Annotated in this window: 14 protein-coding genes; 4 read left to right on the forward strand and 10 right to left on the reverse strand. The window is 55.4% G+C overall.

Annotated features, from left to right (window positions below; all coding sequences use genetic code 11):
• Positions 1–58: 58 nt before the first annotated feature.
• The 4 genes from FRD01_RS21425 to FRD01_RS21435 all read right to left on the reverse strand — a co-directional run bounded on the left by FRD01_RS21425 (position 59) and on the right by FRD01_RS21435 (position 3,991).
• Positions 59–1,423, reverse strand: coding sequence for an IPT/TIG domain-containing protein (locus tag FRD01_RS21425; RefSeq protein WP_146964049.1), 1,365 nt, complete (start codon positions 1,421–1,423; stop codon positions 59–61).
• Between the two features lie 60 nt (positions 1,424–1,483).
• Positions 1,484–2,068 (reverse strand): DUF938 domain-containing protein, encoded by a 585-nt coding sequence (locus tag FRD01_RS21430; RefSeq protein WP_249755811.1) that lies wholly within the window; start codon positions 2,066–2,068, stop codon positions 1,484–1,486.
• Positions 2,065–2,547 carry a hypothetical protein gene (locus FRD01_RS24515; RefSeq protein WP_249755812.1) on the reverse strand — a complete coding sequence of 161 codons (483 nt, stop codon included), beginning with the start codon at positions 2,545–2,547 and terminating at the stop codon, positions 2,065–2,067. The genes FRD01_RS21430 and FRD01_RS24515 overlap by 4 nt, the downstream gene beginning before the upstream one ends.
• Positions 2,548–2,632: 85 nt before the next feature.
• The gene (locus FRD01_RS21435) at positions 2,633–3,991 is read right to left on the reverse strand and encodes a vWA domain-containing protein (RefSeq protein WP_146962981.1); all 1,359 of its coding nucleotides are present in this window, start codon (positions 3,989–3,991) and stop codon (positions 2,633–2,635) included.
• 145 nt (positions 3,992–4,136) lie between these two features.
• On the opposite strand from FRD01_RS21435, the gene rdgC reads away from it, so the two are divergent.
• Genes rdgC through FRD01_RS21450 form a run of 3 tightly spaced genes read left to right on the forward strand, consistent with a single transcriptional unit; the run spans position 4,137 to position 6,224 of the window.
• A complete protein-coding gene (rdgC, locus tag FRD01_RS21440; RefSeq protein WP_249755813.1) occupies positions 4,137–4,772 on the forward strand; it encodes a recombination-associated protein RdgC in 636 nt (211 codons plus the stop codon).
• Between the two features lie 33 nt (positions 4,773–4,805).
• A complete protein-coding gene (locus tag FRD01_RS21445; RefSeq protein WP_146962983.1) occupies positions 4,806–5,354 on the forward strand; it encodes a hypothetical protein in 549 nt (182 codons plus the stop codon).
• A 6-nt stretch (positions 5,355–5,360) separates the two neighbouring features.
• Entirely contained in the window at positions 5,361–6,224 is an 864-nt protein-coding gene (locus FRD01_RS21450; RefSeq protein ID WP_146962984.1) for an undecaprenyl-diphosphate phosphatase, read from the forward strand.
• Here the strand turns inward: FRD01_RS21450 and FRD01_RS21455 are convergent.
• From FRD01_RS21455 to glpD, 5 genes are all read right to left on the reverse strand, one after another.
• Complete coding sequence (locus FRD01_RS21455; protein ID WP_146962985.1) at positions 6,209–7,963, reverse strand: ABC transporter ATP-binding protein; 1,755 nt, start codon at positions 7,961–7,963, stop codon at positions 6,209–6,211. The genes FRD01_RS21450 and FRD01_RS21455 overlap by 16 nt on opposite strands.
• 6 nt (positions 7,964–7,969) lie before the next feature.
• The gene (locus FRD01_RS21460) at positions 7,970–8,764 is read right to left on the reverse strand and encodes an SAM hydrolase/SAM-dependent halogenase family protein (RefSeq protein WP_146962986.1); all 795 of its coding nucleotides are present in this window, start codon (positions 8,762–8,764) and stop codon (positions 7,970–7,972) included.
• Between the two features lie 74 nt (positions 8,765–8,838).
• Positions 8,839–9,990: a magnesium/cobalt transporter CorA gene (gene corA, locus FRD01_RS21465; protein ID WP_146962987.1), complete on the reverse strand. Its 1,152-nt coding sequence runs from the start codon at positions 9,988–9,990 to the stop codon at positions 8,839–8,841.
• On the reverse strand, positions 9,965–10,822 hold the full coding sequence (locus tag FRD01_RS21470; protein WP_249755814.1) for a hypothetical protein: 858 nt from the start codon (positions 10,820–10,822) through the stop codon (positions 9,965–9,967). Before FRD01_RS21470 ends, corA begins: the two co-directional genes overlap by 26 nt.
• A 43-nt stretch (positions 10,823–10,865) precedes the next feature.
• A complete protein-coding gene (gene glpD / locus FRD01_RS21475) occupies positions 10,866–12,530 on the reverse strand; it encodes a glycerol-3-phosphate dehydrogenase (protein ID WP_249755815.1) in 1,665 nt (554 codons plus the stop codon).
• A gap of 174 nt (positions 12,531–12,704) precedes the next feature.
• Between glpD and FRD01_RS21480 the strand changes: the two genes are divergently transcribed.
• The gene (locus FRD01_RS21480) at positions 12,705–13,658 is read left to right on the forward strand and encodes a glutathione S-transferase family protein (protein WP_146962990.1); all 954 of its coding nucleotides are present in this window, start codon (positions 12,705–12,707) and stop codon (positions 13,656–13,658) included.
• Here FRD01_RS21480 and FRD01_RS21485 read toward each other — a convergent pair.
• Positions 13,647–15,239 (reverse strand): ribonuclease catalytic domain-containing protein, encoded by a 1,593-nt coding sequence (locus FRD01_RS21485; protein WP_146962991.1) that lies wholly within the window; start codon positions 15,237–15,239, stop codon positions 13,647–13,649. The two genes, FRD01_RS21480 and FRD01_RS21485, sit on opposite strands and share 12 nt — an antisense overlap.
• Positions 15,240–15,247 lie beyond the last annotated feature (8 nt).

The following is a 15,247-nucleotide window of genomic DNA, read 5'->3' on the forward strand; positions in this document are numbered from 1 at the left end:
AAAATCCATCAAAGATGGCTGCAGTATTGCGCGCCCTTCGATGTGAGTCCAGATCGATTTAGGAGCTCCGTCTTCTCAGGCGTAGCAAACCAAGGAATACAAAGACGAGGAGGGCGGAACCCGAACCCTGGGTAGAGGTGCAACCACAGCCATCATCGGCGCCGTTGACTCGGTCGAGGCCTTCACCGTCCACAACCGTATAAGCATCTTGGAGAATGGCGGTATCACCGTTCGGGTTCGTCACGATCACGTCATAGGTCCCCAGGGAAAGGCCTTCGGGAACTGTAGCGCTGATGCGGCCTGGCCGCGTTTCTCGCACGCCAATCGCCTCGGTGCCAATCAGGACTTCCACGCCTGGCTCAAAGCCAGCTCCCACCAGAACGACGTCCGTGGAGGCGCCACTTGGGCCAGAATCAGGCGTGATGCTGCTGAGCGTAAAGCCGGCTTCACCATTGTTGGTGCCGTTGTTGTCTCCGTTGTTTCCATTATTGTTTCCGAGGTCAATATCCTCGCCGACTGGCATATCTGGGCCGCTATCCTCCACCACGCCCATGTCCATTTCGTCCATGTCGCTCGTGCCCATGTCATCCATACCCATGTCGCTTCCCATATCCATGCCCATATCGGGGTCGGGATTGGTGAAGTCGTCGTAGTCCACGATCAGACGAATCAACCAATCGCCCGGGGTCGCCGAGAAAGCCGGCGCGAAGTCTTCCCAAACATAGTGTCTAAAGGTCGGGCAGAAATTTGGTTCACGGCCGTAGATGAAGTTCTTAGAGTCCCCATCAACTCCATCCGTGTCCGAAACCATGATGGGAAAGTAGTCGCCTTGTCCGGTGGCTCCACATTGCTCATCTAGGGCGGTGATAGCCACACGAATACGGTTGGTGGTCACCGCAATTGGCTGAATATTAACACCCTGGTTTTGGTTGATGGCGGCGATAGTCAAGTCTTGAAAAGAGGCATTTCCTTGAGCAGGAGAGCCTTCGATTACAAATCCTAGCGGCCCCATAGGGACCGGAACTTGCGCGAGGTCAAAGAGTTTGGTCCCTGGGTCTTTGTGACGCGGATTCGATGTTTGGAACGTCTGCAGGTCAATCACAGTGCACGTGGATTCTACGGCCGATGCACCGGGCGGCTCTTCATAAATCTCAAAGGAAAATCGGCCGCAGGCGCGCCCAGGCTCGTCAGGGTTGTCCACCATGAGTACCCGAACACCCGTGATATTGAGCGGTCGACCGCTGTTCTCCGGCATGTACTCAGCCGGGATGTCGAAGACCGCCTCGTAAGACTCCCCGGCGATCAGCTGCGCCGTGGCAGTCGGGCTGTTGACGGATTCCCCAACATTATCATTCTTAATAATTCTTTCAGCCCATGCCGACGTGCTCAACAACACACAGACGAGCGCACATAAAAGACGCATAACGACCTCTCGGAAATCTCATTTTTCTACAAGCTTTCCAAAGATCTTACGTGAGTTTGATTATTTTCGCCAATGAAGGATGTGATTGTTTGCGGGCATCTCGTAGTCCTTCACGAACTCAAATCCATGCCCATTCGCTAATTCTACGAGGTCCTCGAAGAACTTAAGGCCCGAGAATCCTCGCTCTCGCAACGATTGGTCGAACGCCTCGTTGCTGGGCTCAAGCGCCTTTCCCCGATACTTAAAAGGGCCGTAGAGCACGAGATTGCCGCCATCCGCCAACATTGCCGAGGCATGTTCGAAGAGTTTAGGGGTGCAGGCATCCGGCGCGATATGAATCGTGTTGACGCAGAGGACGGCATCACACGTCGGCACAGGCGGTTCGGGATCGAGAAGGTTGAACTCCAGAGGCGCCTCAAGATTCTTTAGCCCTGCTTCTTCTCGCCAGGCGAGGATGCTTTCGTGGTTTTCCGGCAGGTCACAGGGCTGATAGGTCCAGCCCGGCAAACCCCGCGCAAAGTCGACCGCGTGCTGACCTGTGCCAGCTCCAATCTCAACCAATCGCCCTGACTCGCCCAAAACCCCTCGGAGAGCTTCCAAGATGAACGGCGAGTTACGAATGCAGGCCTCGGAATAACGTTTCAAACGAACTCCGTGTTTGCCGCAGCCGCAGGCTTCGCGCCCTGATGTTCCATGCCTTTTCGCCACTTGGTTTCCAACACATCGGCCCAGGCACGCATGTAGCTCACAGCATCTTCTCGAGTCCTGAAGTCCGGCGGAATGTCGCATGACTTGTAGCCCATCCTCGTCAAAACTTCGGTGTCAGAAAGCCGCTCAAGGTTTGCAATATCCACAGTGTTAAGACCTGCACTCACCATGATCTCGATGATTCGGTCTAATGGATACCCGGAGTCTGGGCAGTAGTCTCGAGCCTGCTCAGACCAGTCGCCTGCGTTAGCCAGCGCCATCTGATGAAGCTTCTTAGGCTCAATCTGAGTCAGGGTTTGTGCGAGGTGCCCGCAATTACACGAACCCATATGGTTCCAATGGAAACGAGCCCCAGACTCGATTCTATCGGCGGTGGCTCGTAGTGCGGTGATGAGAGGTAATGAAGGTTTTGCCATACTGATTCTCCTTCGGGGACATCGGCCTTTTGATGAAAGGATAACGAATCAGGTGCGGCAAGTCTTCCCACAGGATTGAAAGTTCTTAGAAATTCGCCGAGTCCATTTGAATCTCGTAGGCGCGGGCCTTCTTCTCTTTGATGGAACGCTTGCCCTGGGTGCTCGCCGCGGGAGCCGCCTGGACGTCGGCCTCCATTTCGGCGAGTTCCTCGTTTACACGTGCGAAGTCGGCATCATCAGCGAAGTCGTATTTTGCGCCCTTTGCTGCGTTTGACTGGCGCTGAGCCCGTACGATTTCCGCCGCTTTTTGAGCTTCTCCACGCTCGTAGGCCTTCATCGCTTCTTCCATGTTTCGAGCCACCTCAGCTTGCTGCACACGCTTCATAACGCCCGTGTCCACTTTCTGGACGAGTTCACGGTTGGTCGTCACGGATGCGCTCATCGTCTTTGAAATCGCTGATTTTTCGTCCTTTCCAACCGCCTCGAAGCTCAAGTAGGCGCTCAGGACTTTCATGCTTCCGTCGGCTGGCGTGGTGACGCTCATTCGCACCAGGAGGTCTTTGGCCTGGTTTGCATAGAATTCGGCCAAACTCACGGTAGTCTTGTTGCCCTTCGTCCGGAATGTGTATCCTTCGATTCCGAGGACCTCAACGCCGGGACCGGCGGTCAGCGTAAGAACAGCCTTGCGTGCAACCGTGCTCGAGAGTCCTTTCGCCTCTTTCTCAAAAATCTGGGCGAGGGCCTTTTCGTCCTCCACGAAGTAGTAGTTTCCAGCAGCGTTGACCGCGATTTGGGTCATCAATTCCTCGTTATAATCGAGTCCGATTCCCATGGTGGAGATTGAAATACCTTTCTCAAGAGTGCCACGAGCAAGGTTTGCGAGCCCTTCGACCGAAGTGATTCCGTTATTGGCGTGTCCGTCCGAAAGCAAGATAACTCGGTTCACGGTTTCATCAGAGCGATGCCCTGAAATCAACTGAACACCGAGTTCCAATCCGCCACTTAGATTCGTGGCTCCGCTAAGCTCAATGCGGCTAATCGCCAACTCCATGAGCTCCTTGTTTTGCGGAGTAGCGGGTTTGGACACCATTTCCTGGCTCACGTCCGAGCCGTACGACGCAATGGCCAGGCGGTCAGTAGGTTGGAGCATGCGAACAAACTGAATAGCTGCGTTTTTAGCCTGCTCAAGTCGCCCGCCAGACATCGAAGTTGAACGGTCAATCACGAGCGCCACATTCAAGGGTGCTCGCTCAGATGTGGCCTGCGCAGGGCCTCCCGTCACTCTGACCGTGGCGTAAACCTCTTGGGTCGTGTTCGCCGGAAGGTGAGGGTGCGAGATGCTCGTGTTGAGCTTCAGCGGGGCTTGAGGTTGCACTCGAGCGCTTGCGGTCAAGCTTGTGCTCATGAGGGCTAAGAGGGCGATGATGGTGGCGAGCGTTTTCATTTCAGACTCCGTTTCGTTGGTTTGCTCGTGTTTCAACGCAACCCCTCGCGAATGGATCTAAAGAAATGTGCGCAATCAAAGATCTCGTGTTATCACCCAAATTGTCAGCGGCATGAGAGCCGCATTCTATGCGCAAGGAAGCGAAATGGGTGCATTTCAAGGTAATCTCACTTACAAGTTGTTTTTTGTGGAAGGCGAGCTCCCGGATGATTGGAAGGACCGCTATCTGCAGTCGATTCGAAAGTTCTCTTTTGAAGAGTTGACGCCCGATTCTGAAGAAGAAGAAGCCATGGGGTGGGTGAGCGTGTTACGGCCGCTTCAAACCGATTTTGTGCTTAACAACGTAGTCTATGACGACTTCCTCTGCCTCGGGCTGCGAAAGGACCGCTACACCTTGCCGTCCGACCTCTTGAAGGCTCATCTCGAAGAGCTCCAGCGCGAGTTCATGCGTAAGAACGAGAAGCAACGCCTCTCAAAATTCGAGCGAGAGGACTTGAAGACCATCGTTAAGCGAAGGCTCAAAGAACAGACGCTGCCGAAGATGAAGGTCACCGACATGGTCTGGCAACTCTCGGCCAAACGCGTGCGATACTGGAGCCAGTCGGCCTCACAGGTCGAAGTCTTCCAAGAGTTTTTCGAGGACACTTTCGGCCTTAACCTGCTTCCCGCAAGCCCGTATATCTACGCGCTCCAAAACGATTTGGATGACGACGAGCTCACGAACTTGGCTACGGTCGAGCCCGCGAATCTCGTGACTGGAAGCCCGACCATCGACTACTAAGAACTAAGGCTGGAGCCTAACGGAGTAACGCAAATGGATTTGCTAGATATGATCAATAGCCGACGCTTTCTCGGCTCGGAATTTTTGATGTGGCTTTGGTTCAAGGTCGATTGTCTCGATGGACTCATGGAGGTCAAAGACCACGGGCAGGTCGAGGTTGTTTTTGATGACGCTCTGACGCTCGAGGCCTATATGGCCGAGACCGAGCGCCAGGATTTCAAAGGCGGAGCACCGGCCTACACCGAAGAGGCGAAGACCGGGCTCAGGCACGGCAAACGCGCCTCAAAAGCGAAGTTGCGCGTGATCAAAGAAGCGCGCGAATGGACCTTTACCCTCAAGGCTGAAAACCTCGAGATCGCGAGCGCCAAACTTCCGGCCGTTTTGAGCCGAGAGGATGACGAGAGATTCTATGAGCGTATGTACCTGCTCGAAGAGCTCGAAGGTATCATGGAGCGACTCTTCGAAGAATTCCTGAGATTGCGCCTGCAACCGGTCTGGGATGAGAAGATGTTGCCAGGCATTCAGGCATGGATTCAGTCCAAGGAGCTAGCAAAGCCCGGCGACTATCCCGACCTCGGTTGATAGGTCATGAATCTCCTCGAGTCGATAGTCCTTGGGATGGTGCAGGGAGCCACTGAGTTCCTGCCCGTAAGCTCATCCGGGCATCTGGTCATCGGCCAATATTTTCTGGGCGTCAAAGAACCCGGCCTGCTTTTCGATATCATCCTGCATGTCGGAACTCTTTTGGCCGTCGTCTTCTACTACCGCCGAGACGTGTATCTCCTTGTCCGCGATACCCTCTGGGGGCTTCGTACGTTGTTCGAAACGCGGTCGCTCAAGAAGGCCCTAGAGCGCACAGGCACTCGAATTGCCGCATTTATCGTGCTTGCCACCATCCCTACTGGCTTGATGGGCGTGGGCATCGGCAAGATCCTCGAACCCGACGACGGCTCCGTGATTGTGACGCCGGCGTTTGTGTTCGGAATGCTCATCTTCAATGGCATCATTCTCTTCTCGAACCGATTCGTCAAAGACGCTCCGATGGACGTGGACGATTGGAACTTGACCTGGAAAAAGGCCCTCATCGTAGGTGTTACGCAGGGATTCGCCGTGTTGCCGGGGATTTCTCGGTCTGGCACGACCATCACCACCGCTCTCTACCTCGGCGTCTCGCGCCCAGAAGCCGCTCGATTCTCGTTCCTCCTTTCAATCCCTGCAATTCTTGGCGCCGTCGTCTTGAAATTTGATCCCAGCGTATTTTCTGGGGAAGACGGCGACTCAGCCATCCTCATCTACACGGCTGGGGCATTGGTGGCTGGCGTGGTCGGGTACCTTTGTCTCAAGCTACTCGTGTCGCTTCTGCAGAAGGCCCGATTCTTCCATTTTGCGTGGTATTCGTGGGCCGTTGGGGTCCTTGGCCTACTCTACCTCGTGCTTCACTCGCCCGTCTGAACGCGCCAGAGACGCGCATAAGTCCCATTCAAATCCACTAACTCCTCGTGCGTGCCATGTTCGGTAATCTTGCCGTGCTCCATCACGATGATGGAGTCAGCACGTCGAACTGTAGACAAGCGGTGGGCCACGATGAGCGTGGTGCGCTCCTTAGAAATCTTTTCCAACGAACGCTGAATCGCAGCCTCGGTCTCGTTATCAACGGCCGATGTCGCCTCGTCCAAAATAAGGATGGGTGGGTTTTTGAGGAGGGCTCGAGCAATCGAGATTCGCTGTCGCTGCCCGCCAGACAGCGTCTCACCGCGCTCACCCACGATGGTTTTGAGGCCGAGAGGAAGCTTTTCCACAAACTCCATCGCTTCGGCCTGACGGGCGACTTCCTCAATCTCCTTCAGCGTAGCGTCTTCCGAGCCATAACGAATATTCTCCTCGACCGTGCCGTGGAAGAGAAAGACATGCTGCGAGACGAGGCCAATGGCGCGTCTTAGGGCATCGAGCTCGAGCTCCTCTATGGGCGTTCCATCTACGAGGATTTTCCCCGCCCGCGGGTCGTAGAATCTGAGGAGTAGATTGATGAGCGTGGTCTTTCCAGACCCCGTCGCGCCAACGACTCCGAGCGTGGCTCCCGCTGGAATCTTAAGGTCGAAGCCATTCAGAAGGTTTTCGCGGTTGGGGTAGCCAAAATCAACGCCCTGAAACTCGATTTCGCCGTGGATCGCCTCCGGCCTAAGCCCTCCGCTTTGAATCTCAATCGGCGTCTCGAGAAGGTCCAGGATGCGTTGCGTAGAGGCCATGGCGCGCTGATATGTGTCGAAGGTCCGTCCGAGCCGCGTCAAGGGCCAGAGAAGCCGCTGAGTGAGGAAAACCATCACGCTGTACGTACCCACAGCGAGTTTCTCATCGAGAACGAGCACGCCGCCGTAAACGAGGGTCGCGACGAATCCGACGACAATCGCCATTCGGATAAGCGGAGAGAATGCCGACGCGAGCTTGATGGCGTCCCGATTAGCGTCCTCGTAGGCGCGGCTCTCGGCCTCAATACGTTTGGATTCGTAGGCCTCGGTCGCAAAGCTCTTGATGGTGGCGATGCCGCTCAGATTATTGGAGAGCTGCGAGTTCAACGATGCAACACGTTCGCGAACCCTTGCGTATTTCGGAGCCAAAAGACGCTGAAACTTAAACGATCCCCAGAGCACGATTGGGATCGGAAGCATGGCCATCCACGCCACGCCTGGCGCCATGACAAAAAACGCTCCACAAATCACGATGGCCGTTGTCGCCACCTGAAGCAGGTCGTTTGCCCCTTCGTCTAGAAAACGTTCGAGCTGGTTTACATCGTCGTTCAGAATGGCCATCAGCGAGCCCGTGCTCTTCTCATGAAAGAATTTGAGCTCGAGGTCTTGGATATGCTCGTAGGCTTTCTGCCTCAAGTCGTGCTGAATGGTCTGGGCGAGGTTACGCCAAAGTCTGGCCGCCGCGTATTCGAACGCCGATTCTAAGGCCCAGATCACCACGGTAACTGCCGCCAGAACCACGAGCTGGTCGAAGGCGTCGGTGACGCCAAAGCTCGCGATGAGCGAGTCTTCGCGCTCGACCACGGTATCCACCGCGGCGCCGATTAGGGCAGGGGGCGCAAGGTCGAAAATCTTGTTCAATACCGACGACGCGCCAGCCAACCACACGCGCTTGCGGTGTTGCCTTGCGACGGTCAGTAGTCGCTTTAAAGGATGCTCTTTCACGGCGGCTTAGATGCGTTCGGTTTCGATATGAAGCATATTTCGCTGCTTGAGGTCTAATTGCTCAGCAGCGCTGCCGTTTCGGATGCCGATTTCGAGGAAATCCGTAGAGTTGAAGTAAGCGACCGGGTCATTCTTGGCCACGTGGGCAAAGGACTCCGCGAACTGAGCGCGATGCTCCTTGATTCGAGCGAATACCGGACGCCTTTGCGCGGCCTCCATGACGTCTCGAGAGAGGTTGGTCACCACGTTTCCGAAATGGTCCACGTGCACGATTCTGCACTCGATTCCGCTCTCTTTGATGAGCGGGCCAATCTCAGGAAGGCGCACCAAACTCTCGATCTCAATCTCATAGCCAAGCTCCTCGAAAGCCACGCCACGAGCCAGATGGCCAGCAACCGGAGAGAAGATATCGCGTCCATGGAAGGTCTTTGACACGCGTGGCAGATGGAAGTCTGAATTGCTCAGTTCCACAGCTTTCAACGGCGGGGTCAGGTCATACGCCATGTTGAAGAGCCCGTTGTCTGGCCCGATATACGTGAGTTGGCCGGCCTGCACCGCAATGGCGCGCCTAGAAGTTCCCACACCTGGGTCCACCACACCGAGCACAATCGAGTTTTCAGGAAGATACGCCACTGCGCTCGCCACTAGATAGGCCCCCGACATGACGTTATGCGCCGGGACCTCGTGACATAGGTCGATGAGCTGAGCATCAGGGCTTAAGCCCTTGATCACCGACTTCATGATGCCCACGTAGGCGTCTCGGTAACCAAAATCCGAAATCATTGCGATAGTGCGGCTCATTTATTCCTCAGGTGCCGAAGTCGCAATCTTTTACCACCTTGCGAGCTCCCCTGCGATAACGATTCAGAGGAAATTTAGAGCCAACCTAACTTTTTGAACGCTACGATAAAGCCCAGCGCGACTATCGCCATCAGGCCGAGTGCTCCCAGATAACCGAAGGTCCAAGTCAGCTCGGGCATATTGTAGGGCGAGCCGCTAAAGTTCATGCCGTAAACGCCGGCGATAAAGCTCAAGGGCAGGAAAATCGTGGAGATAATCGCCAGGACTTTCATCACCTCGTTGAGTTTTTGGCTCAACCCCGAGAGGTACAAATCCATGGTGGCTGCGGAGAGCTCGCGGTAATTCTCAGTCAGATCCACAAGCTGAATCGTGTGGTCGTAACAGTCTCGAAGATAGACTTGAGTGTCTTTGGAGATGATCGTGTCGGGGCGCATAAGCGCTGAGATCGCCTCACGCTGTGGCCATAGGGCGCGGCGCAACGTGAAGAGCTCGCGGCGTATGGCGTGCACGCGTTCCATGGCGTCTTTGGAGGGGCGATCGAGCACCTCGAGCTCGAGTTCTTCGAGGGAGTCCCCTAGTTTCTCTAAGAGCGGGAAGTACGCGTCCACCATAGCGTCGATGATGGTGTAGGCTAGATAGTCTGCCTTTTGTTTGCGAATTCGTCCTCGGCCCAGTCGAAGCCTCTCACGTACCACTTCGAGGCAGTCTCCTGGTTTTTCCTGAAAGGTGATGAGCGAGTTCTCGAAGATCAGAAGCGAGACTTGTTCCATTTGGAAACCGTCTCCATCTGGGCTGACCATGCGGGCCACATAGTAGAGATAATTATCGAACTCTTCGAGTTTGGCCCGCTGATGCGTGTGCGCGATATCTTCGAGGACGAGTGGGTGAACGCCGAATATCTCCCCGAGTTTGCGGATGACTTCTTCGCTTCCCACGCCGTCCACATCCAGCCAGTGGATGGGCCATTGCTCCATGAGGGCCGGAAGCTCGTCGAGCGTGGTGAGTTCTGCCTCAAAACACTCGTCAGGCGTGATTCCCACAAAGTTGAGTTTTGGCTGTCTCGCATCCGGATAGATCTGGATGGTGCCGGGGGCGGCGCCAGCCGGGTTTCTCCTTGGCCGGCGCTCTACGAGGCCTAGAGCGCCTTTCGCAAGCTTGACGTATTTTTTATAAGAGTAAATGCGGGCTCCGTGTAGACGCTTATTGCGCCATCTTGACCAGTTCATAGGCAAGGTCGGCCACCTGCTCGTAAGACTCAGCCACAAAGAAGATTTCTTGCGGTGCGTCGTAGTCGATGGAGAGCTGACGAATCGCCTCAATGCTGAAAGGCTTTTTCTCGATCTGAGGGTCGATGGACCGCAGCAAATCTTGCACGCCGCCGTTATTGCCCGCGCCGAAGATCTTCAGCTCGCCGTCTTCCAGGATCAGACCGTATTCCACCGTGTACCAATAGAAGAGGCCGATCAGGTCCAGCATCTCCATGTTGTTGGACTCCACGGCAGCCTTCGCCGCGTTGCCGATCTCAATCGAGAGGTCCACAAAAGGCTGGTGCATGAACATGGCCGCGTGACCACGCAACTCATGCAGAATGTCGGGCTCGGGCGTGAAGAACGGGTACGAAGGGTGCCGGATATAAGGCGTGCTTCGCATCACCTTATTGCAGAGCATCGTCAAGAATTCGCCCTTATCCAAAAGACCACCAACCGGGGCGAGCATGAAGCCGGTTTCGGCCTCCATCTTGGCCGAGACGTCATCGAGCTGCGGAACCTCATCGATTGGAAGTCCAAGTTTCTCGCGGCCCTCAAGGTAGGCTTCGCACGAGTACCTGTCTTGAAGACGCATCAAGATCTCCGAGACCAATCGCCAGGTCTCATGCTCGTTCTTATTGTACTCGTACTTGGGAATGTACGGCCAAGACTCTTGAGATTGAGCCGTAAGCGCCTCGACACGAGCCCGATAGGCCGCATCATGAGCGCCCGGATAAGCCGTTTGGACAATGCTTCCATACTCATTCGAAGCAAAAGGAATTTCTTTCAAAAAGTCACGATTCCGACGCATACCTACCTCCGTTCCAGTCGTCTGGAACATAGCGCACCGTCGGCTAAAGGCAAGCGTCAAGCCACGCTCGAGACAAACTCACATCGTGTTGATACTGGGCGACATTGCGCTCGATATCTTCGGGGCTCCAGCCGAGCAAACCGCCCATATGCGCTGCAACTTTTGGCGCGTCGCCAATTCCCTGGTCCTTTGCGCGGTAGAAAATCTGAGTGCGTTGGATCAACATATCGGTCAGGGTCGCCGCGAGCTCGTGGTTCACGGCGTAGTCGATCTGCGCATAAACTTCAGGTCGTCCTTGTACCATCGGCTTCGCAAGCTCAGGCTTGTCGGCCACTAGTGCCGCGACGTCCAACGCCCTCATTCCATAAGTATTGGCGAGGAGCCGCGCGCTCTCAGCCGAGAGGTGTCCGCCTGACTTCTCGAGGACCTGAGTGGTTACACTTTGGTGGTCATCGTCCTCGGGCCAGCCGACCGCGCCAGGCAAAGGCTCAGTATCTGTATGAGCCGCTTTGAGTTTTTCCTTCAACTTGCCGCTCATTCTGAGCATCTTGACTGCCGTATCCACAACTTCAGCGGACATGCGTCGGTAGGTCGTGAGCTTGCCGCCGGCGATGGTGATCAGCCCTTGCTCCGAGATCAGAATCTCGTGTTCGCGAGAAACAGCGCTTTCCGAAACTCCACCTTGCCGAATCAGCGGTCGCAAGCCCGCCCAAGTGGAGATCACGTCGTCGCGCGAAATCTGGTGCTCGGGGAAGTAGTGATTCGACGCGTCGATCAGATAGTCCACGTCCTCAAGGGTTGCGTAGACGTCGCCAGGATCGCCTTCGTAGTCTGTATCTGTGGTCCCGATATACGTTTGCTCACCCCAGGGAATGGCGAAGAGCACGCGTTTATCTTCAGGGTGGAAGCAGACGACCGCGTTGTTCACGGGGAGCCGGCTCGAATCGACGACGATATGAACGCCTTTGGTTGGACGAAGAACTTCGCTCGGTTTGGTCGAGGCCATACTCAAGAGGTGGTCTGTCCACGGACCAGTAGCGTTGATCGTGACCGATGCCCGAATCTCTTTGGTCGCGCCGGTAAACTGGTCTCGCACACGGGCACCTTCAATCTTCCCAGATTCACCAAAGATAAACTCCTCACACCGCGCCCATGTCGCAACGATCGCTCCGTGTTCTACCGCATCGAGCGCCGACTCAAGCGTCAGGCGCGCGTCATCCGTGGAGCAATCGTAGTAAAGCGGGGCGCCTTGAAGCTCTTCGTTTCGAAGCGCGGGCTCCTCCTTTTTGACGTCAGCTCGCTTCAAGAGGCGGTGGCGTTTCGGCGTGCGGAAAAGGCTCAAACCCTCATAGATCCACATACCCGCATTGATCGTGTGAATGCCGCGCCTCGAGCCTTTGTAAACGGGGAAAAGAAAGCCGAGCGGGTTGACCAGGTGAGGCGCAATATCAAGTAGAATGCGGCGCTCAGAGACCGACTCAAACACGAGCGCAAACTCGAGCTGCTCAAGGTATCTCAGCCCGCCGTGCACAAGTTTCGACGACCTCGACGAGGTCCCGTAGGCGAGGTCCTTTTGCTCGACGACGCACACCTTTAAGCCGCGCCGGCTCGCGTCTCGCGCGATTCCTGCGCCGTTGATTCCACCACCAATGATCAAGACATCAACATCTTCACCAAGCTTTTCCCACATCTCTTTACGTGTTGGCATTCTGCGCTCCATCAACTGCTCGTGGAGTCGATAACCTTGATGATGCGTTGCGTCAATCAAGCTCCACATGACTCCGATGAGATGCAAGCTCTCCGGTTTCGGAATCAAATCGCGTCTACGTGGCATCCTAAGGGCGACAAATGAGTATTTTCGAAACAAAGACAAGGATTTGAAATGGGATACATGCACGAAGGACAATGGCGGACGGATTGGTACGAGCCCGACGAAGAAGGTCGGTTCAAGCGGCCCGAGACCCAGTTTCGAGGGCGTATCGGGGACGATCGGTTCCCGGCAGCCGAAGGCCGCTACCACCTCTACGTTTCCTACGCCTGTCCTTGGGCCCACCGTACGCTGATCGCGCGGGCCCTCAAGGGCCTCCATCACGCCATCGATGTCTCAGTGGTTCATTATTTTATGGGCGATGACGGCTGGACCTTCGACAAGACCGACGGCACCCAGGGCGATATCCTCTTCGGAAGCCAATTCCTTCGCGATGTCTACAAGCGGGCGGATTCCGACTACACGGGTCGAGTCACCGTCCCGGTGCTTTACGACACCATGGAAAAGACGATCGTGAACAACGAGTCGCGCGAGATCCTACGGATGTTCTCAAAGAATTTTGAGGAACAAGCGATCCGCGAAATTGACCTCGCGCCTGACGACCTCATCCCTAGCATTGATGAGGCGATCACCGCGATCTATGAGCCCATCAACAATGGGGTGTATCGGGCTGGTTTTGCTACCACTCAAAAGGCCTACGAAGAGGCAGTTCACGAGGTCTTCAAGGCGCTAGACCACTGGGATGAAGTGCTCGGCAAACAACCGTGGCTCTGTGGGGATAAATTCACCGAAGCGGACATCTGCATGTTCACAACTCTCGTGCGATTTGATCCGGTCTATCAGTACCATTTCAAATGCAATATCAAAGCCTTGAACGATTACCAGAACCTATGGCCCTATGTGCGGCGCATCTATCAAAACCCGCTCATCAAGCAGACGGTGAACTTCAAACATATCAAGCACCACTACTTCGAGTCCCACCCGATGATTAACCCCACTCGCATTGTCCCAGTCGGGCCCAATCTGAATTGGGACGAGCCCGTGGATGGAAGCGCGTCAATCGGGTGAAACTGGGACCAAGACGACTCGCCGTTTGTTCTGATCCCAGGCCTGAGTCCTGAGTTTTACCTCTTGGCCGAGCCGGAACCTGAAACTCGGCGAGCTCAAGGCCACGTCTGATGCCTCAAATGGCTCACCGAGATACTCTTCGAGGCATTCCGTATAGACCTTGACCTCCATCGGAAGGCCGTCGAGGAGTACGTACATTCGCGTGGAACGGATGGCTACGATCGTTCCTACGCGCATAGGTCTCTGCTGCAGGTCGAGCTCCAAATCTCCCAAAAGTTCTTGCTGAATCGCAAAGAGCGTGGACTCTTTATCCACCGTCTTTTGGCGCGTGTTCCCCTCATGCGCCGCCTGAATCACAAGTTCGCGCAACGCTTCGTCCGCAAGATTGTCTTCGGCACGCTCCATGCCGAGCCCTTCGAGTAATTCTTTGTGTGTAAAAATGCCGACTATCTCGCGCATGGGGGCCGTGAAGCGCGCGTAATGATCGACGCCCAGCGCAAAATGTGGCCCAGCATGCGGCGAAAAATGCGATGAACGATTTGCTGCGCGAACCTGACGTTCGATCGCGGCTCGCAGCCGCGCATACTCAGGCTCACCCGGAAGTCTCGCGAGGAATTCGGAGAGAGATTCAGATTTCTGCCACGTCCATGAATCGTCCAAATGATGTGCATCCGCCAACTCGCGAAGTGTCTTTCTCAGATTCCTCAGTCGCTCAGAGATCGGCGGGAGATGCACCCTAAACACTGACTGGATGGAGTTTGTAGGCCCAGCCTTTTCATGAAGAAGTCGCGCACCTTCCATATTAGTCAGCAGGCTTATCTGTTCGTTGTAGCGCTCAACGTCATTTCGCTGCCTGGCGACCATGAGCATTTTCTGACCGCTCGGATCGACGCTTAGATTCAGATCAAAACGGTCGAACTCGAGAGCGTCTCGGTCCCGAGCCGCTTCAATTCTGGCCAGGGCCACGGCCTTGAGCTCCCTCAAAGAGTCCGCCCATGGCTCCGAATCCCACGCGTGGCCGTCGTCTTGGTCCAGGAAGCGTTGAACCCCGTCGTACGATAGCTTCGCCTTCGAGTGGATTCTCGCCCGTTTAACCTCAACACTTCCCACGTGACCTGTGTCATCCACATCGATCTCAAAGACCAACGCACGGCGATCGACCTTTGGATTCAGCGAAATCAAGCCTTCGGAGAGCTCAAAAGGCAGCATCGGAATCACACGATCAGGTAGATAGAGGCTGGTGCCTCTCCGCAGTGCCTCTTCCCAGATGGCGGTGCCTGGCCGCACGTAGAACGACGCGTCTGCCAACGCGTAGAACACGCGCCAGCCGTTGACCAGACGTTCTACAAAGAGCGCTTGGTCGAGGTCGCGCGTGTCCTCGTTGTCGATCGTCACGAAGGCCATCTCCCTCATGTCTCCGAGCGTTGGGTCGTCGATTCCATGGTGACTCAGAAGGTGCTGCACTTCTGCCATCACCTCGGGAGTGAAATCTGTGTAAGGCACACTCCTCGCTACGAGGGCGTCGATAGATTCGCGAGCATTTTCATTCATAAGCACCGTGATAGCCGATTTGACGATCATGGTCGATT

Origin of the sequence: Microvenator marinus (assembly GCF_007993755.1) — a bacterium.
In the GTDB taxonomy this organism is placed as follows: Bacteria; Myxococcota_A; Bradymonadia; order Bradymonadales; family Bradymonadaceae; genus Allomicrovenator; species Allomicrovenator marinus.

Bases quoted from the DNA above. Each gene is read 5' to 3' on its own strand.
- FRD01_RS21425 (WP_146964049.1), bottom strand. From the start codon at position 1,423: ATGCGTCTTTTATGTGCGCTCGTCTGTGTGTTGTTGAGCACGTCGGCA.
- FRD01_RS24515 (WP_249755812.1), bottom strand. From the start codon at position 2,547: ATGGCAAAACCTTCATTACCTCTCATCACCGCACTACGAGCCACCGCC.
- FRD01_RS21435 (WP_146962981.1), bottom strand. From the start codon at position 3,991: ATGAAAACGCTCGCCACCATCATCGCCCTCTTAGCCCTCATGAGCACA.
- rdgC (WP_249755813.1), top strand. From the start codon at position 4,137: ATGGGTGCATTTCAAGGTAATCTCACTTACAAGTTGTTTTTTGTGGAA.
- FRD01_RS21445 (WP_146962983.1), top strand. From the start codon at position 4,806: ATGGATTTGCTAGATATGATCAATAGCCGACGCTTTCTCGGCTCGGAA.
- FRD01_RS21450 (WP_146962984.1), top strand. From the start codon at position 5,361: ATGAATCTCCTCGAGTCGATAGTCCTTGGGATGGTGCAGGGAGCCACT.
- FRD01_RS21460 (WP_146962986.1), bottom strand. From the start codon at position 8,764: ATGAGCCGCACTATCGCAATGATTTCGGATTTTGGTTACCGAGACGCC.
- corA (WP_146962987.1), bottom strand. From the start codon at position 9,990: ATGAACTGGTCAAGATGGCGCAATAAGCGTCTACACGGAGCCCGCATT.
- FRD01_RS21470 (WP_249755814.1), bottom strand. From the start codon at position 10,822: ATGCGTCGGAATCGTGACTTTTTGAAAGAAATTCCTTTTGCTTCGAAT.
- glpD (WP_249755815.1), bottom strand. From the start codon at position 12,530: ATGCCAACACGTAAAGAGATGTGGGAAAAGCTTGGTGAAGATGTTGAT.
- FRD01_RS21480 (WP_146962990.1), top strand. From the start codon at position 12,705: ATGGGATACATGCACGAAGGACAATGGCGGACGGATTGGTACGAGCCC.
- FRD01_RS21485 (WP_146962991.1), bottom strand. From the start codon at position 15,239: ATGATCGTCAAATCGGCTATCACGGTGCTTATGAATGAAAATGCTCGC.